The organism is Xanthomonas sp. NCPPB 3174, assembly GCF_056725205.1.
In genome coordinates this window covers 1,154,966-1,181,780 of record NZ_CM161517.1, presented here as the reverse complement: position 1 = coordinate 1,181,780, position 26,815 = coordinate 1,154,966, and the positions used below count along the sequence as shown (strand labels likewise).

The window sequence follows — 26,815 nt, the reverse complement described above, 5'->3', positions numbered from 1 at the left end:
CTACGAACGTATCAGGAGATAGTCCTTTGGCTGAAATTATCGTTGTCACCTCCGGCAAGGGCGGCGTCGGCAAGACCACCACCAGCGCGAGCCTGGCCTGCGGGCTGGCGCGACGCGGCAAGAAGGTGGCCGTGATCGACTTCGACGTGGGCCTGCGCAACCTCGACCTGATCATGGGCTGCGAACGCCGCGTGGTGTACGACTTCGTCAACGTGGTGCACAACGAAGCCACGCTGAAGCAGGCGCTGATCAAGGACAAGCGCTTCGACAACCTGTTCGTGCTGGCCGCCTCGCAGACCCGCGACAAGGACGCGCTGACCCAGGAAGGCGTGGAGAAGGTGCTCAAGGACCTGGCCGCCGACGGCTTCGACTACATCGTCTGCGATTCGCCGGCCGGCATCGAGAAGGGCGCGTTCCTGGCGATGTACTTCGCCGACCGCGCGGTGGTGGTGGTCAACCCGGAAGTGTCCTCGGTGCGCGACTCCGACCGCATCCTCGGCCTGCTCGACTCCAAGACCCACAAGGCCGAGAGCGGCAAGAGCCTACCCGCGTTCCTGCTGCTGACCCGCTACAGCCCGGCGCGCGTGGAAACCGGCGAGATGCTCAGCATCGGCGACGTGGAGGAAGTGCTTGGCCTGAAGGCGATCGGCGTGATCCCCGAATCCGGCGACGTGCTCAACGCCTCCAACAAGGGCGAGCCGGTGATCCTGGACGCCGAATCCCCGGCCGGCCAGGCCTACGAGGACGCCGTGGCGCGCATTCTCGGCGAGGAACGTCCGATGCGTTTCATCTCCGTGGAGAAGAAGGGCTTCTTCACCAAGTTGTTCGGAGGGTGAGCATGGGACTATTCGATTTCCTCAAGACCAAGAAGAACACCGCCGAGACCGCGAAGAACCGCCTGCAGATCATCATCGCGCAGGAACGCAGCCACCGCGGCGGCCCGGACTACCTGCCGTTGCTGCAGCGCGAGCTGCTGGAAGTGATCAAGAAGTACGTCAACATCGACGCCGACGCGGTCAAGGTGGATCTGGTCAAGGACGGCGAGCACGACGTGCTCGACATTTCCGTCGCCCTGCCGGAAGGGCCGACGCCCTGAGGCCGCGCGTCGGCCGTGGCAGCCGCCGCGGCTGACGCGCCGATCCGGGTCGGCGCCGCGACGCACTGCGCCTGCCGTGATCGGGCGCGCCCGCCGCGCCTTTTCCGCTCCGACGAACTCCACACGATGCAGACCGACGCCGCCCTCCCCGCTGCCTCCGCCCAGGTGCTGACCGTGGGCGCGATCGGTCTGGACGCGCCGCGCGCGCTGCTGGCCGGCTACGGGCTGACCCTGCACCGCGTCGCCGACGGCGCCGCCATTCCCGGCAGCTACTGGGGCGAGCCGGAGGCCGGGGTGATCGCCAGCGACGTCTACGTGCGCGACGACACGCCGGTGCATTCGCTGCTGCACGAAGCCTGCCACCTGATCGTGCTGCCGCCGCTGCGGCGCGCGCAGGTGCATACCGACGCCACCGACTCGGTGGAAGAGGAAGACGCCACCTGCTACCTGCAGATCGTGCTGGCCGACGCCCTGCCCGGGGTGGGCCGCGCGCGGCTGATGGCGGACATGGACGCCTGGGGCTATACCTACCGGCTCGGCTCCACCCGCGCCTGGTTCGAGCAGGACGCCGACGACGCGCGCGCCTGGTTGGCGCAACGCGGGCTGCTGCCGGACTAGCCGGTCACTCCGCCGCGGGCGATGGCGGCGACGCGCCGGGGCGCTTCAGCGCGCTGCTCAGGTCCAGGGTGGCGCGGGTGCCGCTGCCGGCCAGCGAATCCAGGTGCAGCGCCCAGCCCAGGTGCTCGCACAGCCGCGCGATTAGGTCCAGGCCGATGCCGCTGCCCTCGCGGCTGCCGCCGCCGCGCGCCATGCGCATGTAGATCGCGCTGATCTCTTCCGGGCTCATGCCGTGGCCGGGATCGTCGATGCAGACCACGCCCGGCGCCGGCATGGTGATCTCGACCCGGCCCTTGTCGCTGTTCTCGATGGCGTTGCGCAGCAGGTTGCCGATGGCGACCTGCAGGATCGCCAGCGGCGTCTCCACCTCGCACGCCGGCATCGGCGCCAGCGCAAGTTCCAGGCGCTTGTCCGCGCACAGGTGGCGGTGGTCCTCGACGATCTCCGGCAGCAACTGGTCCAGCCGCACCAGGTCGCTGCCGCGCGCCATCCGCGCCGGATCCTTGGCCAGCACCAGCAGCAGCGAGATGAGTTGGCCGACGCCGCTGGCGGTACGGCGGATGCGCAGCAACTGGTTGCGCACGCTGGGCGGCACATCGTGCTGCTCCAGCGCCAGCTCGGCGGCGCCGCCGATCACCGCCACCGGCGTGCGCAGTTCGTGGCTGGTGCTGTCGATGAAGGCGCGCTCGCGCTCCACGAACAGGTCGTTGCGCGCCAGGTAGTCGTTCAGCGCCTCGGCGATCACCACCTGCTCGGCACTGGCGCGCGGATGCACCTCGATGCGCTGCCCGGGCCGGTCCGGGCGCAGGCTGCCGATGCGCTGCGCCATGTCAATCAGCGGCTGCACCACCCGGCCCATGCCCCAGGCCACCAGCGCGCCGAGCAGCAGCACCGCCACCGCGTTGGACACCAGCATCCACAGCGCCAGGTTGTCCTCGTGGTCGTGCAGTTCGGTGATGTCCAGCGCCAGCGCCAGGCGGCGGCCGCGCACGTCCTGCACCAGCACCACCTTCTCGCTGCCTTCCAGTTGCACTTCGTCGTGCAGGCCGGGGCCCAGCGCCGCCACCGCCGGCGGCAGCGGCGCGCCGCCCTCGTCGCCGTACAGGCTCACCGTGCGAGTGTCGATCCAGCGGTAGTCCGGGTCGGCCGCGCTACGCGCCAGGAAGTGGTCCAGTTCGGAGGTCAGCAGCGAGCGCCAGGTGAGCTGCTCGGCCTGGTCGTTGACGATGTAGCCATGCACGAACACCGCCAGCGACAGCAGCGCCGCGTAGCCCACCAGCCACAGGGTCAGCCGCTGCCGCAGGCCGGCCCTAGTCGGCATGCTCGCCCTCGTGGGGGCCGACCACCGCCAGGCGGTAGCCGATGCGCGGCAGGGTGTGGATCAGCTTGGCCGCGAACGGACCATCGACGCTGCGGCGCAGATCGTAGATGTGCGAACGCAGCATGTCCCCGTCCGGCGGCTCGTCGCCCCACAGCGCCTGCTCCAGGCGATCGCGTGTGACCGCGGCCGGGCTGGCCTGCATCAGCACCTCCAGCAGCTTGCGGCAGGCCGGGTACAGGTGCAGGGTGCGGCCGCCACGAGTCACTTCCAGCGTGGACAGGTCCAGCTGCAGGTCGCCCACGCGCAGCAGCTTGCTGCGGCCGCGGCCGCTGGCGCGCACCAGCAGCGCCTCCAGCCGCACTTCCAGTTCCGGCAGCGCGAACGGCTTGGTCAGGTAGTCGTCGGCACCGGCGCGGAAGCCGGCAATCTTGTCCGGCAGTTCGTCGCGCGCGGTCAACATGATCACCGGCACGTCGGCATGGTGTTCCTCGCGCAGCGCGCGCAGCACCTGCTGGCCGTCCAGGCGCGGCAGCATCCAGTCTAGGATCAGCGCGTCGTAGCGCTGCGTGGTGGCCAGGTGCAGCCCGGTGACGCCGTCCGGCGCCGCATCCAGGGTGTGGCCGCGCACCTCGAAGTAGTCGAACAGGTTGGCGACCAGGTTCCGGTTGTCTTCTATGACCAGCAGCCGCATGGGCGCGCTCGAATTCGGGGGACGGACCTGCCCATGCTAGCGGAAGCGTGTCGGAACGAAGTCAGAACGGCCGCGCGCCCTTGATCGAATCTCGACAAAACCTGGAAGGAATCCCAACACGACGCCTCCAGGCTGCCCTCCAAGCCGGCCATGGACGCCTATGGCCCGGCGCTTGCATCACCGCGGCCGTGCGCAACCTTGGCTGAAGCCCTGGCCCTCTCACCGGCAGTTCCGACAGCTATCCGACACCGGCAACCCGACCATGCCCCCACTTTCCCGCCGCCCCTGGCCGCTTTCGTCGACCATGATCAGTACGCCCCTGCGATTGTCCGCTGCGGCGGCGCCCGACCTCGGCGCGCGCCGGTACTTCTATCTTTCCCACCTGTGGGTGCCGCTGGCGCTGGTGCTGCTGGCCAGCACGGCGCTGATGGGCCTGGGCGGGGATTTCTGGATCGCCGACCTGCTGTATCGCTGGGAAGGCGGACAGTGGGCCCTGAAGGATGCGGCGCTGACCCGTAGCCTGATCCACCACGACGGCAAGATGCTCAGCGCCGCAGCGTGGGCGGTGACCGCCGCGCTGGCGGTGTGGGCCTGGCGCCGTCCCGATGGCCGCCGCTACCGTCTGCCGTTGCTGTACCTGTTGCTGGCGGTGGGGCTGAGCACCGGGGTGGTGTCGCTGCTGAAGTCGGTGACCCACATGGACTGCCCCTGGGATCTGGTCCGCTATGGCGGCGAGCGGATCTTCGTGGGCCTGTTCGAGACCCGCCCGGCGGGCATGCCGCGCGGGGTATGCTTCCCCGCCGGTCATTCCAGTGCCGGCTATGCCTGGGTGGGGCTGTACTTCGTCGCGTTGGCGCTCAAGCCGGCCTGGCGTTGGCCAGCGCTGGCGATCGGCCTCGGGGGAGGCTTGCTGTTCGGTCTCGGCCAACAGCTGCGCGGCGCGCATTTCATGTCGCACGACCTATGGACGCTGGCCCTGTGCTGGGGCGTGGCACTGGGCCTGTACCGGGCGATGCTGTGGCCGGACGCGATGGCGTTGCAGGCCGGTCAGCGCCCCTCCATCACCAACGATGCCGCCGCATGAGCCGACCCGTCGCACCGCCCTCGCCGTCCACCGCATCCCGTGCCCGCTGGTGGGCCTGGCGTCCGCAGTTGAGCAACGAGATGTTGGCGCTGGCGGCCAGCGCGTTCTTCGCTCTGGCCTGCAACGGCATGTTCTGGCGCAGCGCGATGAGCGGCCATGCCGGCGACGTCAAGCTGGCGCTGTCGCTGTTCCTGCTGCTGCTGGCGGTGCATGGCCTGCTGCTCGGCCTGCTGCTGTGGCGCGGCATCGCCAAGCCGGTGCTGACGGTGCTGCTGATCACCACCGCGTTCGCCGCGCACTACATGAACAGCTACAGCGTCTACCTGGACGCGGACATGCTGCGCAACGTGCTGGCCACCGACCACAAGGAATCGCGCGAGCTGATGACCCCGGCGCTGATCGCGCCGCTGCTGTTCTATGCGGTGCTGCCGATCCTGGTGCTGTGGCGGGTGCGGCTGATCCGGCGTTCGCCGCTGAAGGCGTTGGCGATCCGCGCAGGTTTCCTGGTCGGCATGCTGGCGCTGGGCGGCATCGCCGCGATGCTCTCGTTCCAGGACCTGTCGGCGATGATGCGCAACCATCGCGAGATCCGCTACCTGGCCACGCCGATCAACTACCTGGTCGCGCTGCGGCAGAACTTCAAGTCCGACAGCCCCACGCGCAAGGCGCCGAAGCTGCCGCTGGAACACGACGCCAAGGCCACCGCGCGCGCACCGGGCAGCAAGCCGCGGCTGCTGGTGGTGGTGCTGGGCGAGACCGCCCGCGCGCAGAACTGGGGCCTCAACGGCTACGCGCGGCAGACCACGCCGGAGCTGGCCAAGCGCGACGTGATCAACTTCCCCGACATGCACTCCTGCGGCACCAGCACCGAGGTCTCGGTGCCGTGCATGTTCTCGCCGTTCGGCCGCCACGACTACAACGAGAGCAACATCCGCAAGCACCAGTCGCTGCTGCACGTGCTCGAGCACGCCGGCATCAGCACGCTGTGGCGCGACAACCAGTCCGGCTGCAAGGGCGTGTGCGATGGCCTGCAGATCCAGCACCTGGACGACGCCAAGGATCCGCAGTTGTGCAAGGACGGGCGCTGCATGGACGAGATCCTGCTGCAGGACCTGGCCGCGCAGGTGCGCGCCAAGCCCGGCGACCGCGTGGTGGTGCTGCACCAGCTCGGCAGCCACGGCCCCAGCTACTTCGAGCGCTACCCGGCCGCGTTCCGCCGCTTCACCCCCACCTGCGACACCGCCGACCTAGGCAACTGCAGCCGCGAGCTGATCACCAACGCCTACGACAACTCGCTGCTGTACACCGACCACCTGCTGGCGCGCACCATCGACACGCTGCAGGCCATGCCCGACTACGACACGGCGATGCTCTACCTCTCCGACCACGGCGAATCGCTGGGCGAGAAGGGCCTGTACCTGCACGGCGTGCCCTATGCGATCGCGCCGCAGGAGCAGACCCACGTGCCGATGGTGATGTGGTTCTCGCCGGGCTTCGCCAGCGCGCGCGGCCTGGACCTGGCCTGCCTGCAGGCGCGGTCGCGCCGCTACGCCGACCAGGACAACCTGTTCCCGTCGGTGCTGGGCCTGATGCAGGTCAGGACCGGCGTCTACGACCGCTCGCGCGACCTGTTCGCGCAGTGCGCCAAGCCGCAATGACCGAGCGTCCACGCGCCGCCCTGGCGTGATCGGACGCGGCGGCGCAGCCGAGGGCGTGCCGCCCGAACTTGCGGCGGTGCGGGCGGCCCACTAGCCTTCCGGGCAATCGCCCTGCAAGGATTCGCCGTGAACCACCGCTCTCCGCTGCTCGCGCTGTGCCTCGGCGCGAGCCTGCTGACGCTGTCCGCCTGCCGCAAGGAACCCGCGGCCGACACCGCCGCCCCGGCCGCAGCACAGCCCGAGGGCGAAAGCGCCGACCAGTTCGTCGCCCGCATCAACGAGGAATACCGCGCGCTGTTGCCGGAACTGACCGCGGCGCAATGGCTGTCGGCCACCTACATCAACGGCGACAGCGAGCGGCTGGCGGCCAAGGCCAATGCGCGCTGGCTGACCACGCTCAACGGCTGGATCGCGCAGGCGCGGCGCTACGACGGCAAGCCGATGTCGGCCGACAGCGCCCGCGCGCTGCGTCTGCTGCAGCAGATGACCGCGATGCCGGCGCCGCGCGATCCGGTGCGGCTGGGCGAACTGGCCGCCCTGGCGACGAAGATGGAGGGCGCCTACGGCGCCGCGTCCTACTGCACCGGCGAGGGCGACGCGCGCCGTTGCCGGCAGTTGGGCGAACTGGAGGACGTGCTGCGCCGCAGCCGCGACTACGACCAGCAACTGGATGCCTGGCAGGGCTGGCATGGCGCCGTGCAACCGATGCGCAAGGATTACCAGCGCTTCGTCGAATTGGTCAACGAGGGCGCGCGCGACATGGGCTACGCCGATACCGGTGCGCTATGGCGCAGCGGCTACGATATGCCGCCCGCGCAGCTCGCTGCCGAGACCGACCGGCTGTGGACCCAGGTCAAGCCGCTCTACGAACAGTTGCACTGCTACGCGCGCGGCAAGCTCGACGCCGAGTACGGCAAGGACAAGGGCGAACTGGCCGGCGGCCTGCTGCCGGCGCACCTGATGGGCAACATGTGGCAGCAGGACTGGAGCAACCTGTGGGACCTGCTGCAGCCCTACCCCGGCGCCGGCAGCCTGGACATCACCGACGCGCTGGAGCGGCAGTACCAGGGCAACCTGAGCGCGGCGCTGGCGCGGCGCAACGGCGACACCTCGCCGGAAGCGCGGTTCATGGCCCAGCGCGAGGCGCAGTTGCTCAGCGCACGGCAAATGACCGAGCGCGCGCAGGATTTCTACACCTCGCTGGCCATGCCCAAGCTGCCCGACACGTACTGGACGCGCAGCCAGTTCATCAAGCCGCTGGACCGCGACGTGGTCTGCCACGCCAGCGCCTGGGACATGGACATGGCCGGCGACGTGCGCACCAAGATGTGCGTCAAGCCGAACGAAGAAGACTTCACCACCATCTACCACGAACTCGGCCACGTCTATTACGACCTGGCCTACAACCCGCTGCCGCCGCTGTTCCAGGGCGGCGCCAACGACGGCTTCCACGAAGCCATCGGCGACACCGTGGTGCTGGCGATGACCCCGCAGTACCTGCATTCGATCGGCTTGGTCGACGCACCGCAGGTCGGCCGCGAGGCGTTGATCAACGCGCAGATGCGCATGGCCCTGAGCAAGGTCGCGTTCCTGCCGTTCGGACTGATGATCGACCGCTGGCGCTGGGGCGTGTTCGACGGCTCGATCGCCCCGGACCGCTACAACCAGGCCTGGTGGGAGCTGAAGGCCAAGTACCAGGGCGTGGCGCCGGCGACGCCGCGCGGCGAGGACTTCTTCGACCCCGGCGCCAAGTACCACGTGCCGGCCAACACGCCGTACACGCGTTACTTCCTCTCGCACATCCTGCAGTTCCAGTTCTACAAGAGTCTGTGCGACGCCGCCGGCTACAAGGGCCCGCTGTACGAGTGCACCTTCTACGGCAACAAGGAAGCCGGTCAGAAGTTCTGGTCGATGTTGCAGCGCGGCGCCAGCCAGCCCTGGCAGGCCACGCTCAAGGAACTGACCGGCAGCGAGCGCATCGACGCCGGCCCGCTGCTGGAATACTTCGCGCCGATGCAGGAGTGGCTCAAGCAACAGAACCAGGGGCGGATGTGCGGGTGGGAGGCAAATGCCGCAGCGCAACCCATTGCAGTGCCGGCGCAGAAGCAAGGCTGAGGCGGCGCGGCGGGCGCAAAGCCGAAGCGCAGTCGTCAGGACAGACCGTGCACGTCAGCGCGTAGAGGAGATGCGCGCCGTGCGGATCAGTCAGGCTGGAAAAGAAGCGGCGACATGCCTGAAATGCTCATCGCGTCCGTGCAGACACCTGCTGCGCCTCGCTGTCGGCCTGCTGCAACGCGAGCGCCGCCCCGCCCTTGGCGGGTGATGCGATCGTCTCTTCCAGTCGCGATGGCGCCGCAGAGAGATCGACCTTCACCCGGAACCCCCGGCGTAGACCCTTCGATCCAGGCATTGCCACCGTCGACCATGACGTGTTTGATCTGCTCGGGCCGCGTCATGCCGTCGCACTGGGCCTGCGCCGCGGCATGCCTCAGCGTCGCATCCGGCGTGGCGGCCGGGAATCGTTCCTTGATCGCTCGAAACAGCGGGTCTTCGTCCCGCACTGCCGCCCCCTGCTCCGGCACCTTCAGCGGCACATGCCAGCCCTGCGGCTCGCGAGCGTCCTGCTTCGGCAGATGCAGCCGCTGCATGTGCTCCGACCATTCGGGCGCACCGATGCCCTGCCGGCCTTCGCCCGCCGGCAGTGGCCCGCGCAGTTCGTCGACGGCGTCACCGGCCAGCCCGCGCACGCCGCGCGCCAGGAGCGTGGTGCCGATCCGCATGGACTCGACATCCTCGCGGTACCTGCCGATCATCGGCGCATACTGCGCGGCGCGCCGATGCGCCGCTGGATCTTCCAGCACGGAGCGGTCGGGCCGCCCATTGCCGTCCACCGGCAGGAAGTTGTGCATGCGGTGCGACTCGACGATCAACCCGCGGACCGCACTGAAGGGATTGCGTGCCTCCCAGCTTCCCTTGCTGTTGTCGTAGCCGGCGCGCTGCAGCGTGGCGACTTCCTCGGGCGTGGCGTAGATGCGGACCTGGCCGTAGTGCCGGCTGGCCGCGCTGACGGGATCGCCGGCCATCACGTGGTTGACGACATCGGTGCCGCCTTCGGGAATGCGGCGATCCAGGCTGACCGCGCCGTAAGCGTTGAAGGTTTCGCCCTTCAGGCCGAAGTGGTGCGCCGTGACCTGTGCGAGGTCACCGCCGAGGGAGTGGCCGGTGACCGTGACGGCCGGCCTGTGTCCATCTCGCTGCGCCTGGCGTTCGGCCAACTCCAGCGCGTGCCTGGTGAACTGGATCGCATCTGCCACCTGCGCGTTGTGGCGAGTCGCCACCATCCCGCCGTCGACTCCGAATCCGTCAAGCAGCGGTTGGCGATCGAATTCCGTTCCACGGTGCGCAACGACCAAGTCGCCCGTATCTAGACGTTGATAGAGCACCCCTTGGTAACCGGACGGGCGATCCACGTACTCAAGGCGCTTGTAAGCCACCCCACCGATCACGACAGGCTTGCTGTCCTCTCCTGTCTCGCGCGGCGTTCTACACGTCTTCCGCGAGAAAAGCGTACTGTTGACTTGTCAGATTCATGGCGCTTCCTTAGTGGAAGACAATGTGATCTTGAACAATGCACGCTGCAATTCCTGCTTGAACTTCTCTGGATCGCGATGACCCGAATCCGGGTAATTTTCCATCTGATCGCGTGGATAGCCGCCTTTCCAGAAATACGTCGCAATAGAAGCAGTCTTCTCGACCTCGCCCTTGAAAAGCGCAGGTTGAAAGCGGGTCTCCACCTGGTTGCCGGTCGCTCTCAGCGTCACGCCCACACCACTCAGCGCGAACCTGCATACTCCTTTGCCGTAATAGTTTTCATCGACCATGCCATCGGCGTAGACCGTTCCGACGAATGTACTTTCATCGACCTTCTTGAAGTCGATCGGTATGCCGCTTTCGCCAGGCTTGCTCCACACTCCTTCGATGGGTTCGATCGGCGTGCATTGCGCATGATTGATCATATCGTAGAAAGCCGTACCCGACACGTATCCGAACGGCCCCGGAGCGCCCTCGATGGTCATCGTGATCCGATACGCCCGCGTCGGATGCGGATTCATGCGGTACACCGGGTCACCATGGGCGTCGACATGAGGACTGGCGGCATTCTCCGAGGCAGCGTTCATCGGGTTGCATCCTGTCAACAAAAGCAGAAGGGAAAACGCGCATAGGATCTTGGCTTTCACGAAAAGGGCCTCAAGCCACGATGGTGCGCCGCGCGGCATGCTCGGCGGCAGCGAGGGCGTCGGTCAGCCGGCGACAGCCATGGCGCACGTGCAGGCGCTGCATCAGCAACAGAGCGATCAACATCAGCAACGACAGACCCAGTTCCGGCACCCGGATGAAGAGCGGCAGCGAACCGGGAAGCGCGACGGCCGCCAGCGCCGACAACCACATCAGCAAGGTCATCCCGGCTACCTGCAGGATGGCGTGGCACAACTGCCTGGACTGCACCGTGCGCTTGCCACCGGAGCGCAAGCGCCACCAGGCGCGCGACGCGCGCACGACCAGCAGCGCCAGCATGCCCACCATGCCCAGTTGCAGCAGAGCACCCAACACCGCCAGCGCCTGGGCCATCAGCAGCGCCGTGCCGCCCGCATGACGGTAGGCCAGCGCAGCCATCCCGGCGGTGAGCAGCAGTGCGAGCAGCGCCGTGGTCAGCAGCGCACACGTGCGCCGCACGCATAGCTGCCACTCCTTCGACCACAGCACGTGGGACATGTCACGGCTCCTGCATCGACCAAGTCAGGGAACGGCAGCGCTATCCCGTACCACGGAAGAGCGCGGCGTCGCCGCCGCTGCCCCCACCTTCCCGCTCGTGAATGCATGGGGGCAGACACGCGCATACATTGCAGACGAGTACGCGTTGTAGCAGTAAGGATTGGTGACGGTGAAGGCGCCCGTGGCGGGATTGATCGGCGCCCAGCAGTCGCTGGGCACACCGATCGTGCAAAAGAGAAACGGATCGTTGCCGTAGTACGGAATGAACTCGTAGTAGCCGTCTGTCTGCGCCGACGAGGGCGCCGACGCAGCATAAAACAGGAACGCTGCGAAAAATGCACGCTTTGCCATGACTTCCTTCCTCCATGCAGCGCTTTGCGGATTTGCACTTGCCGGCTCTAGAGCTTATAAAACCGCTATTCGAGTCGAGGCTTCGATAGCAGTACCAAGATGAACTACAACGAGATACGCAAGTGATAAAAATCAGCCCTAGCGGCCCTAGAACTTTTTGAATACCTGATCCGTACAAGCCTTATAAATAACCTTGCAGGAATTTTCTGGATTTTTTTTCTCACACCCTGCCTGAGCGGAAGAAACGGCCTTTTCAAGGCTACCTTCCCCATTGAAACTTACAGTCCCCATCAAATCCGGCTTCCCTTCGACCTGCGGCTCTCCGACCGCGACGCATTGATTAAAATAAGCTAATCCAACCTGACAATTCGCTGCTCCGTTCTTGGAGCAACGAGCCAGCGCATCCTGCTCAGCTTCTTTTTTTGAAAGCTTTCCAGTAGATACACCATAGTCACGCGCGAGCCCCACCTCACCCATGGCAACCGCCCCCCACGTTTTGATCCACTTTCCCAGCGGACGGGGAGCTTGTTGCTGAGCGGACTGATCCGGAGGGATCGGGGCACATCCAACTGCACCCTGCCCTCCGATCGGGTACTGCCCAGCAGGGCAGCCGCCCTCAGCCATCGCGGTCAAAGAGAAGAGCATTAGGAAGATGCCGATCCACTTACATGAATTCATTACCAAGTCTCGCAATTTAAATGACGGCACTATTCCTTGATCCAGCCAACCCTCGAGAACCAGTAGGCTGGCTTTGTTCCTCCATCCCACGACCGCTCACTCTTGCTGATCCGTGGTTAAGATCTCCAGAGGACGAAGCTCCTTGATGAGGTGCTTGTGGCGGAACATAAGACCCCGGCGGCTGCCCCTGCGGCCCCGGCGAAGACGCAGTCGCAGGGCCGAAGGCCGTGTAGGTCATGAACGTGCCCATGTTGCCTTGCCAGACCGCCGCCGCGATGGTGGGCACCGTGACGATCAGCACCGTCATCAGCAACCCGATCCCGCCCTGCTGCAAGGCCTGGGACGACAGGCCTTCGGCGTTGGCCAACGGAATGAACTTCATCGCCCAGTACGCCGCCGCCACCTTGGCGGTGAACTTCAGCACCATCGCCGACACCACCGACAGCATGGACATCGAGAACAACGTGCCCAGCACGTAGAACAGCCACTTCCGGAACAGGTCCTTGGTCTGGTCGAACATCAGGAAGAAGATGAAGATCGGGCCGATGCCCACCAGAAATGCCATGGTGAACTTGAACAGCAGCAACATCGCCCCCGCCGCCATCGGTGGGCTGGCCGTGCCGAAGCTGGCCAGCAGCATCGAGCGCCCCTTCTTCTCGATCGATTCGGGATCGCTGGCGTCCACACGCACCGCATCCAGCGCCGACAGGGCCAGTTGGGTGTACTTGAGGTTGTCGTCGATCGAGTCGGCCGCACTGCTGGTGTCGTCGCCGGTGAACAACCCATGGATCTCCTTGTCCAGGTTGTCGGTCATCGTTTTGTGCAGCGCCGCGCCGTTCGCCCCCAGGGTCGAGGCGATCATCAGGATCACCGCGACCTTAGCCGCCTTGACCATCGTCGCCATCGCCGACTCGCGCGACTGCCCGGTCGCGATGCGGTAGCCCTGGATCAGGACCCAGAACGTGGTCGCGGTCAGCGCGATCACGCTCACCCAATGCATCGCCCGGCGCATCAGCTCCAGGCCGAAATCGGCGATCTCGTCGGTGAAGTAGTTATTCACCAGGCGGAAGAACAGGAAGTCCCCCAGATTGGCGTCCGCCAACGGTTGCGTCCAGTGCGTGGCGGTGTCGAAAAGTCCGTTCATGCTGCGTGCCTGCCCGATGTCCTGTGCTGTGTTGGAGTTGCCTGCGCCGTCACTTCGACAGCGCCCCGGCGAGCACACCCGCCTGGATCACCTGCCCCAGGATGTTGTTCTTGTTGCCGTCCAGCGCCCGCCGCGCCAACCGCGACTGGTCGTCCTTGAGCGCCACGATGTAGGTGTCGTAGGCCTTCATCTGCGCCTGCCAGTAATCCAGGTCCATGGCGTTCTGGGCGACGAAACGCTGCACTTCGTTGTCGTTGGCGGCCAGGGCGCCCTGACTGGTCTTTACGCTGTCGCGCTGCGCCTGCACCTGCTTGAACTGCTCGTTGCGCTGGATCAGGCGCTTGAGCATGCGCACCGTCTCGTTGTATTGGGCGTTCTTGGCCAGCACGATGCGCGCGCAGACCTTCATCTGCTCGTCGACGGCGTTGCCGTTCAAGTCCGGCGCCAGCGCCTTGAACTGATTTATAAGCCCGGCGATGCCGCTCTGGCTCGCGCCCGGGCAGTCGTCTTCCAGCCCATAGTCCTGGGGCCGCTCCGGAAAGTTGTCGGCCATGGTGGAATCGCCGAACTGCAGCCGCTGCAGCTTGATGAGCTGCTGCTGGTAGTGCTCCAACTGCATCTGGTACTGCTTGATCGTCTCGCTCCAGCGCTTGGCCTGCTCGGCGTATTCCTGCAGCGCCTTGGCCATCGACATCGGGTCGTTGACGATCCATGTCGCGTTGGCGGGCGCAGCGACCAGGCAGGCGGCGAGCGCGACACCTGCGAACAGGCGCGAGAAGCGGTGGCGACGGGTCGAGGGGTGGGTCATGGCGGTCTCGGCAAGTCTGGTGCGATACAGGGGGTGGCGATCATCGCGGCGACTGCACGGCGACAGGCGGCAACGAACAGCCGTCAGCGGCCGCAGCGCGGCCACTGGATGATTGGGTTCGCGAGCCTGCTGCGGCCATCGTCCTTGATGAGCGGATGAGTCAGGTGGCGCGGGACTCTTGCATGAAGTGCATTCCATTTCCACCGCCCCATGCGGCCCCGTAGGGAGGCGTATTCAGCGAAGCCAGGCACGCCAACGGTTTCGCCGATCGGGGTAGGAAAACTCCGACATTGCGTCGCGGCATGTCCCGAGCCGGGCAGCGACGCCGTCACCGCCGGTTTTGCGCAGCCAGCTCCGCGCCAGCCCGCTTCAGCCGACCGCGATGCGACCGTTCAGTCGTCGGCGAGCCGCGCCCAGCGCTCGTGGTCGCGCCAGACCCCGCCGATGCGCAGGTAGCGTGGCGAATAGCCTTCGCGGCGGAAGCCGGCGCGCTGCGCCAGGGCCAGCGAGCGGATGTTGTCCGGCTGGATGTTGGCTTCCACCCGGTGCAGGCCCAGTTCGGCGAAGGCGTAGGCCACGCACAGGCGCAGCGCATGCGTCATCAGCCCGCGGCCTTCGCAGCCGGCCATGGCGTGGTAGCCGAGATAGGCGCTCTGGAAGCAGCCACCGACCACCTGGCTGAAGGTGAACAGGCCGGCGAGCGCGCCGCTGCTGCGTTCGCGCGCCAGCAGCGCGATGTTGCTGCCGTCCAGGGTCTGCGCGTACCAGGCTTCGAACCCCGGCACGTCGGTGAACGGATAGGTCCAGGGGTGATGCAGGGCGACGCTGGCGCGGTGCGCCTGGATCAGCGCGATGCCGTCGCGGCGCCGCACCCGCGCCAGCGACACGGCCTCCTGCGCAGCCTGGCCCGCGCTCTGGCCCATGGCCTCAGGCCGGGGCCGCCGCGCCGTCGTCGCGGCGCATGACCTGGGCGTGGCGCGTCTTGAACTCGTCGAAGCTCAGCCCCTGCGCCTGCGCATCGGCGTGCGCGGCGTCCTTCAGCGCGTCCGAGTACATCAGCCGCACCGGCGTGCCGGCGCGTTCGTGCAGTTCCGCCGCCTGCATGATCAGCGACAGCACCTGCGCGGCGCTCTCGCTCTGGCCGGCGATGCGCCCGTCCATGCCCAGCACCCACTCGCCGTCGCGGCGCACGATGCCGGCCAGCAGCGTGCGCTGCTGGTCGCGCAGTTCCGCATGCGGCTCGATGGGCGCGGCCGGCGCGGCGTCCTCGGCACGGTGGCGCAGGCGCTCGGCCAGCTTCTTGCGCAGATCGCGGCGCTGCTTGGACTGGATGGACATGCGGTTTCCTCAACGATGACCCGACGACGATAGCCCAACCGCGACGCCGCTCACAGCGGGTCCGCCGGTTCCAGTCGCGGCACCTGCGCGTCCGGCCGCGGCAGGCGCTTGCCGCTGCGCCGCTCCCAGCGCCAGAAGCCCCAGCCGAGCAGGAAGAACGCGCCCGAGCCCAGCGCCAGGTGCAGCGCATGGCCGCTGAGCAGCGGCGACAGTACCCCGGCCACCAGCACGGTCACCATCAACTGGGTGAAGGCCTGCAGCGACGAGGCCAGCCCGCGCTGGCGCGGGTACATGTCCAGCACCGCCAGCGCCAGGATCGGGAAGATCAGCGCAGTACCCAGGCCGGCGAAGAAGATCGGCAGTACCGCCCACGGCAACGCGATCGCCGGCGTCAGCGCCGTATAGGCGATGTTGCCGGCCATCGACAGGCCGCAGCAGACGAAGCCGAAGCGCACCTGGCGCATCGGCCCCAGCCGCCCGGCCATGCGCCCGGACAGGAACGCGCCCAGGGTCATGCCGCCGATGGTCGGCAGGAACAGCCAGGCGAAGTCGCGCTCGGTCTTGCCCAGCAGGTCGATCATGAACACCGGCGCCGAGGCGATGTACAGGAACACCCCGCCGAAATTGAACGCGCCGGCCGCGGCCAGGCGCTGGAAGCGCGGATTGAGCGCGATGCCGATGTAGTCGCGCAGCAGCGTGCGCGGCGCCAGCGGCGTGCGCGCCTGCGGCGGATGCGTCTCCGGCATCCAGCGCAGGGTCGCCACTAGCAGCAGCGAGGAGAAGCCGACCAGGAACCAGAAGATCATCGGCCAGCCGCGGCCGCTGCCCAGGATCCAGCCGCCGATGACCGGCGCGATCGCCGGGGCGATGCCGAAGATCATCGACACCTGGCTCATCAGCCGCTGCGCATCGTCGCCATGGAACAGGTCGCGGATCACCGCGCGGCCGACGATCATGCCGACCCCGGCCGACACGCCCTGCAGCGCGCGGAACGTCAGCAGGGTCGGCAGGTCGCGTGATAGCGCGCAGCCGGCCGAGGCCAGGATGAACACGACCAGCCCGGCCACGATCACCCGCCGCCGCCCCAGCGCGTCGGACAGCGGCCCGTGGGCCAGGCCCATCAGCGCGTAGGCCAGCAGGTACACGCTCACCGTCTGCTGGATCGCCACCGGATCGGCGTGCAGGCGCTGCGCCAGCTGCGGGAACGCCGGGAAGATGGTATCGATGGAGAACGGGCCGAACATCGCCAGCCCGGCCAGCAACAGGGCCATGCGGCGCGTGGACACGGACGGGAGCGTCATGGGGAGATCATCCTGAAAAGCCGGCCGCGGCGGCCGCAGGACCGGCGCACACGCGACGACGCCGTCCGGCATGGACGGGCGCGAGAGAAGGGAGTGCGGGCATGATACGCGCAGCCGCCGCCGGCGCGCATCCGCCACGGCTTGCCCATTCAGCCTGGCGTGGGGGCGAACGGCCCGCCGTGGGCGGCGCCGGCCACGCTATAATCGCAGCGCAGCAAGGTGGGAGAAGCGGGGCAACCCGCTGCCGAAGGCGCAAACGCCCGTAATCGCTCAGGCCCGATACCACCCGCACCAAGACTCTGGAGAGACCGGTCAAACCCGGCGCCGAAGGGGCACGAAGCGCGCGCCAGCCGCCGCTTCCAAACTCTCAGGCAAAAGGACAGAGGGGCATTGGGAAGACACGCGCTTCCCGTCGATCGTGCCCGCCGCTGCGGCCGACGACGGCCTTGCGCGCGTCCCCGCCTCCTCGTGCCTTCCTCAGCCGGACGACTGCCATGTCTCACACCTCTTCGCTGCGCGACCTCGAACACCACTGCGCCTTCATCGAGCGCCACATCGGCCCGAACGACGCCGAGATCGCGCACATGCTGCGCACCGTCGGCCACGACTCGCTGGAGGCGATGACCGATGCCATCGTGCCGGGCAACATCAAATCGCCGGCCGCACTGGCGCTGCCCGATGCCGTCACCGAGGAGGAGGCGCTGGCCAAGATCCGCGCCATCGCCGACAAGAACACCGTGTTCCGCAGCTTCATCGGCCAGGGCTACTACGGCACCCACACGCCGAAGGTGATCCTACGCAACATCCTCGAGAACCCGGCCTGGTACACCGCCTACACCCCGTACCAGGCGGAGATTTCGCAGGGCCGCATGGAAGCGCTGATCAACTTCCAGACCATGTGCGCCGACCTCACCGGCATGGAGATCGCCAACGCCTCGCTGCTGGACGAAGCCACCGCCGCGGCCGAAGCGATGACCCTGGCCAAGCGCTCGGCCAAGTCCAGGTCCGACACCTTCTTCGTGCACGACGCAGTGCATCCGCAGACCCTGGAACTGCTGCGCACCCGCGCCGAGCCGCTGGGCATCATGCTGCGCGTGGGCACCCCGGAGGAAGCGCTGCAGTCCGAATGCTTCGGCGTGCTGCTGCAGTATCCGGACAGCTTTGGCCACATCGGTGACCACAAGGCCCTGGCCGACGCGGTGCACGCGCAAGGCGGCCTGGTCGCGGTCGCCACCGACCTGCTTGCGCTGACCCTGATCGCCGCGCCCGGCGAATGGGGCGCGGACATCGTCGTCGGCAATTCGCAGCGCTTCGGCGTGCCGTTCGGCTTCGGCGGCCCGCACGCCGCGTTCATGGCCTGCCGCGACGCCTACAAGCGTTCGATGCCGGGCCGCCTGATCGGCGTGTCGATCGACGCCGCCGGCAACCCCGCCTACCGCCTCACCCTGCAGACCCGCGAGCAGCACATCCGCCGCGAGAAGGCCACTTCCAACATCTGCACCGCGCAGGTGCTGCTGGCGGTGATGGCCTCGATGTACGCGGTGTACCACGGCCCCGAGGGCCTGGTGCGCATCGCCCGCCGCACCCACCGCCTGGCCGCGATCCTGGCCGCAGCGCTGCGTGGTGCAGGCGTCGCCGTCGGCGAGCGCTTCTTCGACACCCTGCACGTCACCGGCGTCGATGCCGAGGCCATCCACGCCAAGGCGCGTGCGGCCGGCATCAACCTGCGTACGATCGACAGCGCGTCGCTGGGCATCAGCCTGGACGAGACCGCCACCCGCGCCGACGTGGTCGCGCTGGCGCAGCTGTTCGGCGCGCAGGCCGACGTGGACGCGCTCGACGCCGCTACCGCCGACGCGCTGCCGCCGCAGCTGCTGCGGCACAGCGCGTTCCTGCAGCACCCGGTGTTCAACACCCACCACAGCGAGCACGAACTGCTACGCTACATGCGCGCGCTGGCCGACAAGGACCTGGCGATGGATCGCACCATGATCCCGCTGGGCAGCTGCACCATGAAGCTCAACGCCACCGCCGAGATGATCCCGGTGACCTGGCCGCAGTTCGGCGCGATCCATCCGCTGGCTCCGGCCGAGCAGAGCGTCGGCTACAAGCAGCTGATCGACGAACTGGAAGCGATGCTGGTCGAGTGCACCGGCTACGACGCGGTCAGCCTGCAGCCCAACTCCGGCGCGCAGGGCGAGTACGCCGGCCTGCTGGCGATCCGCGCCTACCACCGCGCCCGCGGCGAAGGCCATCGCGATATCTGCCTGATCCCCGAATCGGCGCACGGCACCAACCCGGCCTCGGCGCAGATGTGCGGCATGACCGTGGTGGTGACCAAGTGCGACGGCAACGGCAACGTCGACGTCGCCGACATCCGCGCCAAGGCCGAGAAGTACTCGGAGCGCTTGGCCGCGCTGATGATCACCTACCCGTCCACCCACGGCGTGTTCGAGGAAGACGTGGTAGCGATCTGCGAAGCGGTGCACGCGCACGGCGGCCAGGTCTACACCGACGGCGCCAACATGAACGCGCTGGTCGGCCTGGCCAAGCCCGGCAAGTGGGGCTCGGACGTGTCGCACCTGAACCTGCACAAGACCTTCTGCATCCCGCACGGCGGCGGCGGCCCCGGCGTCGGCCCATGCGCGGTGAAGGCGCATCTGGCGCCGTACCTGCCGCGCACGCTCGGCGGCGAGGGCGACGTCGGCATGGTCTCGGCGGCCAGCTTCGGCTCGGCCTCGATCCTGCCGATCAGCTGGATGTACATCACCATGATGGGCAACAGCGGGCTGCGCAAGGCCACCCAGGTCGCGCTGCTCAACGCCAACTACATCGCCAAGCGCCTGGCGCCGTACTACAAGACGCTGTACACCGGCCGCAACGGCCTGGTCGCGCACGAGTGCATCCTCGACGTGCGCCCGCTGGAGAAGACCAGCGGCATCGGTGCCGAGGACATCGCCAAGCGCCTGATCGACTTCGGCTTCCACGCGCCGACGCTGAGCTTCCCGGTCGCCGGCACGCTGATGGTGGAGCCGACCGAGAGCGAATCGCAGCACGAGCTGGACCGCTTCATCGACGCGATGATCCAGATCCGCGAAGAGATCGCCGCGATCGAGGACGGCCGCCTGGACCGCGAGGACAACCCGCTCAAGCACGCCCCGCACACCGCCGCGCAGGTCACCGCCAGCGAGTGGACCCACGCCTACCCGCGCGAACTGGCCGCGTTCCCGCTGCCGACGCTCAAGCAGCAGAAGTACTGGCCGCCTGTGGCGCGCGTGGACAACGTGTACGGCGACAAGAACGTGATGTGCGCATGCATCCCGGTGGATGCGTACAAGGAAGACGCGGTGGTCTGAGCCGCGGCGACGTTCGACGGTGCATCCGAGACCCAGCCTCGCGCGCGAGGCTGGGTTTTTTTATGCGTGCGCATCGTGCGCACCGCAGTAGACAAGTGCGTGCGATGCAGCGCGTTGCACGGCTCGTTCACGCCGCGCCGCCCAGGATCGGAACTTCCGCCGCGCCCGCACCTTCACGCACCGGGCACACCGCCGCGACGTCCTCTTCCGCCACGCACCGGAGCGATCTCCCATGGCCAGCCGCAAACGCACGCCCAACGATTCCGCATCGTCCACCGCCCTCGTATCCACCGCCCCCGCCGACCAGCGCGGCCATGGCGACGAACTGCACCAGCAGGCCGGCGGCACGCATCCGCCGCTGACCACCAACCAGGGCATCCCGGTCGCCGACAACCAGAACTCGCTGCGCGCCACGCCGCGCGGGCCGACGTTGCTGGAAGACTTCATCCTGCGCGAGAAGATCACCCACTTCGACCACGAGCGCATTCCCGAGCGCATCGTGCACGCGCGCGGCAGCGCCGCGCACGGCTACTTCGAACTGACCGCCTCGCTGGCCAAGTACACCACCGCCAAGCTGCTCACCGAGGTCGGGGTGAAGACCCCGGTGTTCACCCGCTTCTCCACCGTCGCCGGCGGCGCCGGCTCGGTGGACACGCCGCGCGACGTGCGCGGCTTCGCGGTCAAGTTCTACACCAAGGAAGGCAACTGGGACCTGGTGGGCAACAACATCCCGGTGTTCTTCATCCAGGACGCGCTGAAGTTCCCCGACCTGATCCACTCGGTGAAGATGGAACCGGACCGCGGCTTCCCGCAGGCCGCGAGCGCGCACGACACGTTCTGGGACTTCGTCTCGCTGATGCCCGAATCGCTGCACATGATCATGTGGGCGATGAGCGACCGCACCATCCCGCGCTCGCTGCGCATGATGGAAGGCTTCGGCATCCACAGCTTCCGCCTGCTCGACGCGGAAGGGCGTAGCACTTTCGTCAAGTTCCACTGGCGGCCCAAGCTCGGCCTGCAATCCACGATCTGGGACGAGGCGGTGAAGCTGGCCGGCGCCGATCCGGACTTCCACCGCCGCGACCTGTTCGAGGCGATCCAGCGCGGCGATTTCCCGGAGTGGGAACTGGGCGTGCAACTGTTCACCGAGGAACAGGCCGACGCCTTCCCGTTCGACCATCTGGATTCGACCAAGCTGATCCCGGAAGAGCTGGTGCCGCTGCAGATCGTCGGGCGCATGGTGCTGGACCGCTGGCCGGACAACTTCTTCGCCGAGACCGAGCAGGTGGCGTACTGCCCGGCCAACATCGTGCCCGGCATCGACTTCTCCAACGACCCGCTGCTGCAAGGCCGCCTGTTCTCGTACCTGGACACCCAGCTCAGCCGCCTGGGCGGGCCCAACTTCCACCAGTTGCCGATCAACGCGCCGAAGTGCCCGTTCGCCAACATGCAGCGCGACGGCCACATGCAGATGGGCGTGCCCAAGGGCCGCGTGGCCTACGAACCCAGTTCGCTGCAGGCCGACAGCCCGCGCGAGACCGCGCGCGGCTTCGTCAGCCACCGCACCCAGCCCGACGATGGTGCCAAGGGCCGCGTGCGTGCCGAGAGCTTCGCCGACCACTACAGCCAGGCACGGATGTTCTACCGCAGCCAGACGCAGCCGGAGCAGGCGCATGTGGCCTCGGCGCTGGTGTTCGAGCTGTCCAAGGTCGACACCGCGCACGTGCGCGAGGCGGTGGTCGGGCACCTGCGCCACGTCGATCCCAAGCTGGCGCAACGCGTCGCCGACGGCCTGGGCCTGGACACGCTGCCGCCGGCGCCGCCCGCCGCGGTCGCGCCGCAGGACCTGCCGCTGTCGCCGGCGCTGCAGCTCATCGGCCGCATGAAGCCGACGCTGCAGGGCCGCGCGATCGGCATCCTGATCGACGAGGGCTCGGACGCGAAACTGGTGCGCGACCTGCGCAAGGCCGCCACCGACGCCGGCGCGGCGGTCAAGATCGTCGCGCCCAAGCTGGGCGGCGCCGTGCTCAGCGACGGCAAGCGCCTGGCCGCTGACGGCCAACTGGCCGGCACCCCATCGTTCGTGTTCGACGCGGTGGCGGTGGTGCTGTCGGCCGAGGCCGGCAAGCGGCTGAGCAAGGAGTCGGCGGCCATCGACTTCGTCAGCAACGCCTTCGCCCACCTCAAGGCCATCGCCGCCGACGCCGGCGCGCAGCCGCTGCTGAAGGCCGGCAACGTACAGAAGGATGCAGGCGTGGTCGAGGCCAGCGACAGCAAGGGCTTCGTGACCGCGGCCAAGACCCGCCAGTGGAGCCGCGAGCCGAAGCTGCGCTTGCTGGCCTGAGCGGCGGCTGCGGTTTCCGCCATGGCGCCGTTCCGCTGGCGCCATGGCGATGGCGATGCCTGTGGGCCTGGCTAGGCCTGGAGTTGCCCCAGCGCGGTCCAGGACATGCCCAACGAGGCTGGAACAGTCCCGGGAGGCACCCCAAAGGCGCCCCAAAAAATCGCTTGGTCAATTTTTCGCCACCCCTCTTGACACTGTTGTGTCACGGGCCGGCCTTGGGCTTATCCACAACCTTATGCAGAAGTCATCCACACCCCCTGTGGACAACAGCCCAACGCCTTCCTCACCTGAGCGGAACAACTAAGTTATTGATCTGTCGTCATAAAGCCTGTCACGGGCTTGACAAGAAGCCGGCAAGCCACTCCCAGCCAACGGTTGCGCCCAGGGCGCGACAAAAACTTATCCCGAACTGCGGGGCGCCGTGTCTACAGTGACGACGGGTGAAGGGGGCGTGAAATTTTCACCTGTTCGCGACGAACGGTTGGCGCGCCCGCGCGCCGCCGCGCAAGAAGCCATCCGGACGCGATCCGCGATCGCAGCGGCAGCCTTAACGTGTTGCGGCGCAACGCGCTCTTTGCCCGTCCGCCCCCTCCCGGCACGGTGCCGGGCGGCCCGCCAGCGGGACACCCGGCCGCATCTCGCCGTTTTACGGTGTCAGGATGACCTTGCGGCAGTCCTGCTCCTTCTTGTCGAAGATCGAATAGCCCTGCGCCGCCTCGGCCAGGCTCAGGCGGTGGGTGATGATCTCGTTGGGGCGCAGCCGGCCCTCGCCGATATGCTCCAGCAGTTCGGGCATGAAGCGCTGGACGTGGGTCTGGCCCATCTTGAAGCTCAGCCCCTTGTCGAAGGCGTCGCCGAACAGGAAGCCATGGATGAAACCGGCATACACGCCCGGCACGCTGACGGTGCCGCCGCGACGCGTGGCGGCGATGCACTGGCGCAATGCGGTGCCGCTGCTGCCTTCCAGCTTCAGCGTGGCCATCACCGTTTCCACGGTGCTACCCTTGGCCTCGAAGCCCACCGCGTCGATGCTGGCGTCCACGCCGCGGCCGTCGGTCTGGCCGACAATGATGTCGGCCGGGTCGTCGATCTCCTCGAAATTCAGCGGGATCACCCCGTAGGTGCGCTGGGCGAAATCCAGCCGGTACGGGTAGCGGTCGACCATGAAGATGCGCTCGGCGCCGAGCATGCGGCAGCAGGCGGCGGTCATCAGCCCGACCGGGCCGGCGCCGAAGATCGCCACCGTGCTGCCCTGACGCACGCCCGCATTCACTGCGGCCTGGTAGCCGGTGGGCAGGATGTCGGAGAGGAACAGCACCTGTTCGTCGTGCAGCACGTCCGGCACCACCAGCGGGCCGACATTGGCCTTGGGCACGCGCACGTATTCGGCCTGGCCGCCGGCCACGCCGCCATACAGATGGCTGTAGCCGAACAGGGCCGCCGGCGGGCGGATGCCCTTCTGGTTCAGCGCCGCACCCTTGCCGGTGTTGGTGGTCTCGCAGGCGGCGTACTCGGTCAGGCGGCAATGGAAGCACTCGCCGCAGGCGATCACGAACGGGATCACCACGCGGTCGCCCTTCTTCACCCGTTGCACGTCCGGGCCGACCTCCTCCACCACGCCCATGAACTCGTGCCCGAGCACGTCGCCGGTGTGCAGATCGGGGATCTTGCCGCGGTACAGATGCAGGTCCGAACCGCAGATCGCGGTGGCGGTGACGCGCAGGATGATGTCGTCGGTCTCGACCAGCACCGGGTCGGGAACGGTTTCCACGCGCACGTCCCGGGTGCCGTGATAGGTCAGAGCTTGCATGGGTAGTTCCTTTCGTCTGCGAACACGTGACTGCAGTGTTGCCGTCGATGCCGTGCAACGTCGGTGACCATGCCGTGAGTCCGATGTCGCGACCACGGCGCGTGCCTTGCAGGCGATGCCCTGCGTGCATGCGCGGCCGCTGCATTACCATGCGCCGTCCCCACTGCGAGCCGACACCCATGCCCGACAGCCTCCACGACCTGCAGACCGCGCAGCGCGCCTTCGCCGACGCCCGCGACTGGGGTCAGTTCCACAGTCCGCGCAATCTCGCCGCGGCGCTCTCGGTGGAAGCGGCGGAGCTGCTGGAGCATTTCCAATGGCTGGACGATGCGCAGAGCCGCCAGCTTTCTGAAGAAAAAAAGCAGCAGGTCGGCAGCGAGATCGCCGACGTGCTGCTGTATCTGGTGCAGTTGTGCGACAAGCTGCAAATCGATCCGATCGAGGCCGCGCAACGCAAGATGCTGGCCAACGCCGCCAAGTATCCGGTGGAGCGCGCCAAGGGGCGCATCACCAAGTACACCGAGTTGTAACGGCACGCAAGGCGGCTGCCGCGCGACGACGAGGCGGCAAGCCCCGAATCACCGGCCTCCGCGACAAGCCGAATGCAGCTTGCTCCGTAGGAGCGGCTTCAGCCGCAACGGGCGTTTCCGGGTGAAGCCCGTCGCAGCTGAAGCCGCTCCTACAGCGGACGTTCCTGGGCGCAGAGATGCCCGCCATGCGCCACGGCGCCGCATGCGGCAGCTAGGCGTTGTTATCGCGCACTGCCGTTGCGTGAGGACGACGTTTTGCTGGCACGCTTGCTGCTCGCACGCGTGGCGCTCTTCTTCGCCGGCGTCTTCCTGGCCGTCGACTTCTTCGCAGCGGTCTTTTTCGTCGCGGCCTTTTTCGTTGCGGTCTTCTTTGCCGAAGCCGTCTTGCTCGCGGCCTTCCTGGCCGTCGTCTTCCTCGCCGAGGCGGACTTGGCCGTGCTCTTTTTTGCGGCCGACGTGCGCGTGCCGGACTTCTTGGCCCGCGTCTGCGCCGCCTTCTTGGCTGCGGCCTTGCGCACCGTCGCACCCTTGGTCTGCGCGGCCTTCTTCGCCGCGGCCGAGCGGCTGCTGGCGCTGCGCTTCTTCGCCGCGCGCTTGGTCTGCTTCGACAGCGCCTCGCTGCCGACGGTCTTGCGCGCGGTCGTGCCCTTGCTGGCGGTCTTGAGCGCCTTCTTGGCGCCACGCGAACGCGTCGGCGACGGCTTGCCCTGCTTGCCGCCCTTGGCCTCTTCCTGCGCAACCTTCTTCTTGGTGGCTTTCGACGCGGTCTTCGACGCACCGGTCTTGACCCCTGCACGGCGCGCCTTGGACAGGCCGATGGCGATCGCCTGCTTGGTCGACTTCACCTCGGTCTTGCCCTCGCGCACGCGATCGATCTCCTCGCGCACGAATTCGCCGGCCTGGGTGGTGCCGGCCTTGCCTTCGCGCTTGGCGCGGCGCGCACGGGTGGTGGTGGATTGCTCCGGCATCGCGACGTCTCCTGAAAGCGACCATGACGGCCATCGCTTCCGGGTGTAGCAACGCCCAGGTCAAGAGCAGGCATACGACAGGCGAAGCGCGCGTGCACATGCCTGCACGCCAGCGACGCCGCGCTCAGCCATCGCGGCCGCACAGCGCCGGCGAGTAGGTCTGGATGGCGTGCTGGATCGGCGCGTGGCGTCCGTACATCAGCGCACAGACCGACAGCACCGACGCGATGGCGTACACGCGCAGGCGCGCGGGCAACTGCGGCGCACCGCGCCACTGCAGATAGCAGGCGGTGGTCGCGGCCCCGACGGCCACGCCGACCGCAACCTCGGACAGGCTGTGCGCACGTGCGTAGACGCGGGCGATGGCGATCGCGCTGGCGATGGCGAACCCGCAGGCGACGGCCAGCCGCGGACGTGGTCGCGCGCGCAGGCACAGCATGCACGCCATCGGCCACACGCAGGCGGCAAGCATGGTATGCCCGCTGATCACCCGGAACTGCAGTGCGCGCAGCTCCACGCCGCAGCCGGCGTAGAGGATCTTGGTCGCTCCCACCAGCGCCGCGGCGGCCGCCAGCAGGCCCAGCCAGGTGCCGGCGGCGCGCCAACCGCCACCACCGAGCGCCAGCCACAGGGCGCAGGCGAGCGCCAGCGGCAGCGTCATCGCCGCGTCGCCGAAGTTGCTGATGGCAGACCACATGCTAAAAAAACGTCCTTCGGCGTACGCGTCGTTTGGGGGCAGCGATGCAGTGCGCCGTGGCCGCCATGATACGGGCGATCCAGGAAGCGTGAGGAACGCGGTGCGCAGCGCGCGACGGAGGCGCAAGCGTGGCGACGACAAGCACGGCCCCTGATCCAGCCGCCGCATCGCAATGCGCGTCCCGGCGGCTTCCCGAGCCACAGCCAGCCCCTCGTAGCCAGCCCCTCGTAGGAGCGGCTTCAGCCGCGA

General features: G+C 67.7%; 23 protein-coding genes, 1 pseudogene and 1 riboswitch. Of the genes and pseudogenes, 9 read left to right on the top strand and 15 right to left on the bottom strand.

The features are described 5' to 3' along the window. Positions 1 to 26: 26 nt before the first annotated feature. The 3 genes from minD to AC1PK7_RS05305 all read left to right on the top strand — a co-directional run bounded on the left by minD (position 27) and on the right by AC1PK7_RS05305 (position 1,714). Entirely contained in the window at positions 27 to 836 is an 810-nt protein-coding gene (gene minD / locus AC1PK7_RS05315) for a septum site-determining protein MinD (protein WP_010340244.1), read from the top strand. Between the two features lie 2 nt (positions 837 to 838). Further along, a complete protein-coding gene (gene minE / locus AC1PK7_RS05310; RefSeq protein ID WP_010340245.1) occupies positions 839 to 1,096 on the top strand; it encodes a cell division topological specificity factor MinE in 258 nt (85 codons plus the stop codon). Between the two features lie 126 nt (positions 1,097 to 1,222). After that, positions 1,223 to 1,714, top strand: coding sequence for a hypothetical protein (locus AC1PK7_RS05305; protein ID WP_481100092.1), 492 nt, complete (start codon positions 1,223 to 1,225; stop codon positions 1,712 to 1,714). A gap of 4 nt (positions 1,715 to 1,718) precedes the next feature. Here the strand turns inward: AC1PK7_RS05305 and AC1PK7_RS05300 are convergent, their stop codons facing one another. Then, positions 1,719 to 3,035 (bottom strand): sensor histidine kinase, encoded by a 1,317-nt coding sequence (locus AC1PK7_RS05300; protein ID WP_420009143.1) that lies wholly within the window; start codon positions 3,033 to 3,035, stop codon positions 1,719 to 1,721. Then, entirely contained in the window at positions 3,025 to 3,726 is a 702-nt protein-coding gene (locus AC1PK7_RS05295; protein WP_010340248.1) for a response regulator transcription factor, read from the bottom strand. The genes AC1PK7_RS05300 and AC1PK7_RS05295 overlap by 11 nt, the downstream gene beginning before the upstream one ends. A 304-nt stretch (positions 3,727 to 4,030) precedes the next feature. On the opposite strand from AC1PK7_RS05295, the gene AC1PK7_RS05290 reads away from it, so the two are divergent. The 3 genes from AC1PK7_RS05290 (at position 4,031) to AC1PK7_RS05280 (ending at position 8,583) form a co-directional block, all read left to right on the top strand. Then, positions 4,031 to 4,810: a phosphatase PAP2 family protein gene (locus AC1PK7_RS05290; protein ID WP_481100091.1), complete on the top strand. Its 780-nt coding sequence runs from the start codon at positions 4,031 to 4,033 to the stop codon at positions 4,808 to 4,810. Beyond that, on the top strand, positions 4,807 to 6,468 hold the full coding sequence (locus AC1PK7_RS05285) for a phosphoethanolamine transferase (RefSeq protein WP_481100090.1): 1,662 nt from the start codon (positions 4,807 to 4,809) through the stop codon (positions 6,466 to 6,468). The genes AC1PK7_RS05290 and AC1PK7_RS05285 overlap by 4 nt, the downstream gene beginning before the upstream one ends. A 126-nt stretch (positions 6,469 to 6,594) precedes the next feature. Beyond that, positions 6,595 to 8,583, top strand: coding sequence for a M2 family metallopeptidase (locus AC1PK7_RS05280; RefSeq protein WP_481100089.1), 1,989 nt, complete (start codon positions 6,595 to 6,597; stop codon positions 8,581 to 8,583). Between the two features lie 86 nt (positions 8,584 to 8,669). Here the strand turns inward: AC1PK7_RS05280 and AC1PK7_RS05275 are convergent, their stop codons facing one another. The 10 genes from AC1PK7_RS05275 to AC1PK7_RS05230 all read right to left on the bottom strand — a co-directional run bounded on the left by AC1PK7_RS05275 (position 8,670) and on the right by AC1PK7_RS05230 (position 16,861). After that, positions 8,670 to 9,962 (bottom strand): Tle-like phospholipase domain-containing protein, encoded by a 1,293-nt coding sequence (locus AC1PK7_RS05275; RefSeq protein ID WP_481100088.1) that lies wholly within the window; start codon positions 9,960 to 9,962, stop codon positions 8,670 to 8,672. A 93-nt stretch (positions 9,963 to 10,055) separates the two neighbouring features. Then, positions 10,056 to 10,646: a hypothetical protein gene (locus tag AC1PK7_RS05270; RefSeq protein ID WP_481100087.1), complete on the bottom strand. Its 591-nt coding sequence runs from the start codon at positions 10,644 to 10,646 to the stop codon at positions 10,056 to 10,058. Between the two features lie 70 nt (positions 10,647 to 10,716). Continuing rightward, complete coding sequence (locus tag AC1PK7_RS05265; RefSeq protein WP_481100086.1) at positions 10,717 to 11,241, bottom strand: hypothetical protein; 525 nt, start codon at positions 11,239 to 11,241, stop codon at positions 10,717 to 10,719. A 24-nt stretch (positions 11,242 to 11,265) separates the two neighbouring features. Beyond that, a complete protein-coding gene (locus tag AC1PK7_RS05260; RefSeq protein ID WP_481100085.1) occupies positions 11,266 to 11,592 on the bottom strand; it encodes a hypothetical protein in 327 nt (108 codons plus the stop codon). Between the two features lie 147 nt (positions 11,593 to 11,739). Beyond that, positions 11,740 to 12,300: a DUF4189 domain-containing protein gene (locus AC1PK7_RS05255; protein ID WP_481100084.1), complete on the bottom strand. Its 561-nt coding sequence runs from the start codon at positions 12,298 to 12,300 to the stop codon at positions 11,740 to 11,742. After that, positions 12,287 to 13,414 (bottom strand): TrbL/VirB6 family protein, encoded by a 1,128-nt coding sequence (locus AC1PK7_RS05250; RefSeq protein WP_481100083.1) that lies wholly within the window; start codon positions 13,412 to 13,414, stop codon positions 12,287 to 12,289. The genes AC1PK7_RS05255 and AC1PK7_RS05250 overlap by 14 nt, the downstream gene beginning before the upstream one ends. A 49-nt stretch (positions 13,415 to 13,463) precedes the next feature. Then, complete coding sequence (locus tag AC1PK7_RS05245; protein WP_040900440.1) at positions 13,464 to 14,102, bottom strand: hypothetical protein; 639 nt, start codon at positions 14,100 to 14,102, stop codon at positions 13,464 to 13,466. Between the two features lie 512 nt (positions 14,103 to 14,614). Continuing rightward, a complete protein-coding gene (locus tag AC1PK7_RS05240; RefSeq protein WP_481100082.1) occupies positions 14,615 to 15,145 on the bottom strand; it encodes a GNAT family N-acetyltransferase in 531 nt (176 codons plus the stop codon). Between the two features lie 4 nt (positions 15,146 to 15,149). After that, on the bottom strand, positions 15,150 to 15,560 hold the full coding sequence (locus tag AC1PK7_RS05235; protein WP_010340260.1) for a hypothetical protein: 411 nt from the start codon (positions 15,558 to 15,560) through the stop codon (positions 15,150 to 15,152). Positions 15,561 to 15,610: 50 nt separating this feature from the next. Further along, positions 15,611 to 16,861, bottom strand: a complete 1,251-nt coding sequence (locus AC1PK7_RS05230) for a multidrug effflux MFS transporter (protein ID WP_481100081.1) — start codon at positions 16,859 to 16,861, stop codon at positions 15,611 to 15,613. 289 nt (positions 16,862 to 17,150) lie between these two features. Further along, positions 17,151 to 17,254, top strand: a riboswitch (glycine riboswitch). A gap of 101 nt (positions 17,255 to 17,355) precedes the next feature. Here AC1PK7_RS05230 and gcvP point away from each other — a divergent pair. After that, complete coding sequence (gcvP, locus tag AC1PK7_RS05225; protein WP_481100080.1) at positions 17,356 to 20,217, top strand: aminomethyl-transferring glycine dehydrogenase; 2,862 nt, start codon at positions 17,356 to 17,358, stop codon at positions 20,215 to 20,217. A gap of 232 nt (positions 20,218 to 20,449) precedes the next feature. Beyond that, positions 20,450 to 22,561 carry a catalase gene (locus tag AC1PK7_RS05220; protein ID WP_481100079.1) on the top strand — a complete coding sequence of 704 codons (2,112 nt, stop codon included), beginning with the start codon at positions 20,450 to 20,452 and terminating at the stop codon, positions 22,559 to 22,561. A 646-nt stretch (positions 22,562 to 23,207) separates the two neighbouring features. Here AC1PK7_RS05220 and AC1PK7_RS05215 read toward each other — a convergent pair. Next, complete coding sequence (locus AC1PK7_RS05215) at positions 23,208 to 24,371, bottom strand: zinc-dependent alcohol dehydrogenase (protein ID WP_010340268.1); 1,164 nt, start codon at positions 24,369 to 24,371, stop codon at positions 23,208 to 23,210. Positions 24,372 to 24,550: 179 nt separating this feature from the next. Here AC1PK7_RS05215 and AC1PK7_RS05210 point away from each other — a divergent pair, with 179 nt between their 5' ends. Beyond that, positions 24,551 to 24,901: a nucleotide pyrophosphohydrolase gene (locus AC1PK7_RS05210; RefSeq protein WP_481100078.1), complete on the top strand. Its 351-nt coding sequence runs from the start codon at positions 24,551 to 24,553 to the stop codon at positions 24,899 to 24,901. Between the two features lie 473 nt (positions 24,902 to 25,374). On the opposite strand, the pseudogene AC1PK7_RS05205 reads toward AC1PK7_RS05210, so the two are convergent. Together AC1PK7_RS05205 and AC1PK7_RS05200 are read right to left on the bottom strand one after the other, a co-directional pair. Further along, positions 25,375 to 25,869, bottom strand: a pseudogene (locus AC1PK7_RS05205) (DUF6496 domain-containing protein); the annotation flags it as partial. A 124-nt stretch (positions 25,870 to 25,993) separates the two neighbouring features. After that, a complete protein-coding gene (locus tag AC1PK7_RS05200) occupies positions 25,994 to 26,566 on the bottom strand; it encodes a phosphatase PAP2 family protein (RefSeq protein WP_420009126.1) in 573 nt (190 codons plus the stop codon). Positions 26,567 to 26,815: the final 249 nt, after the last annotated feature.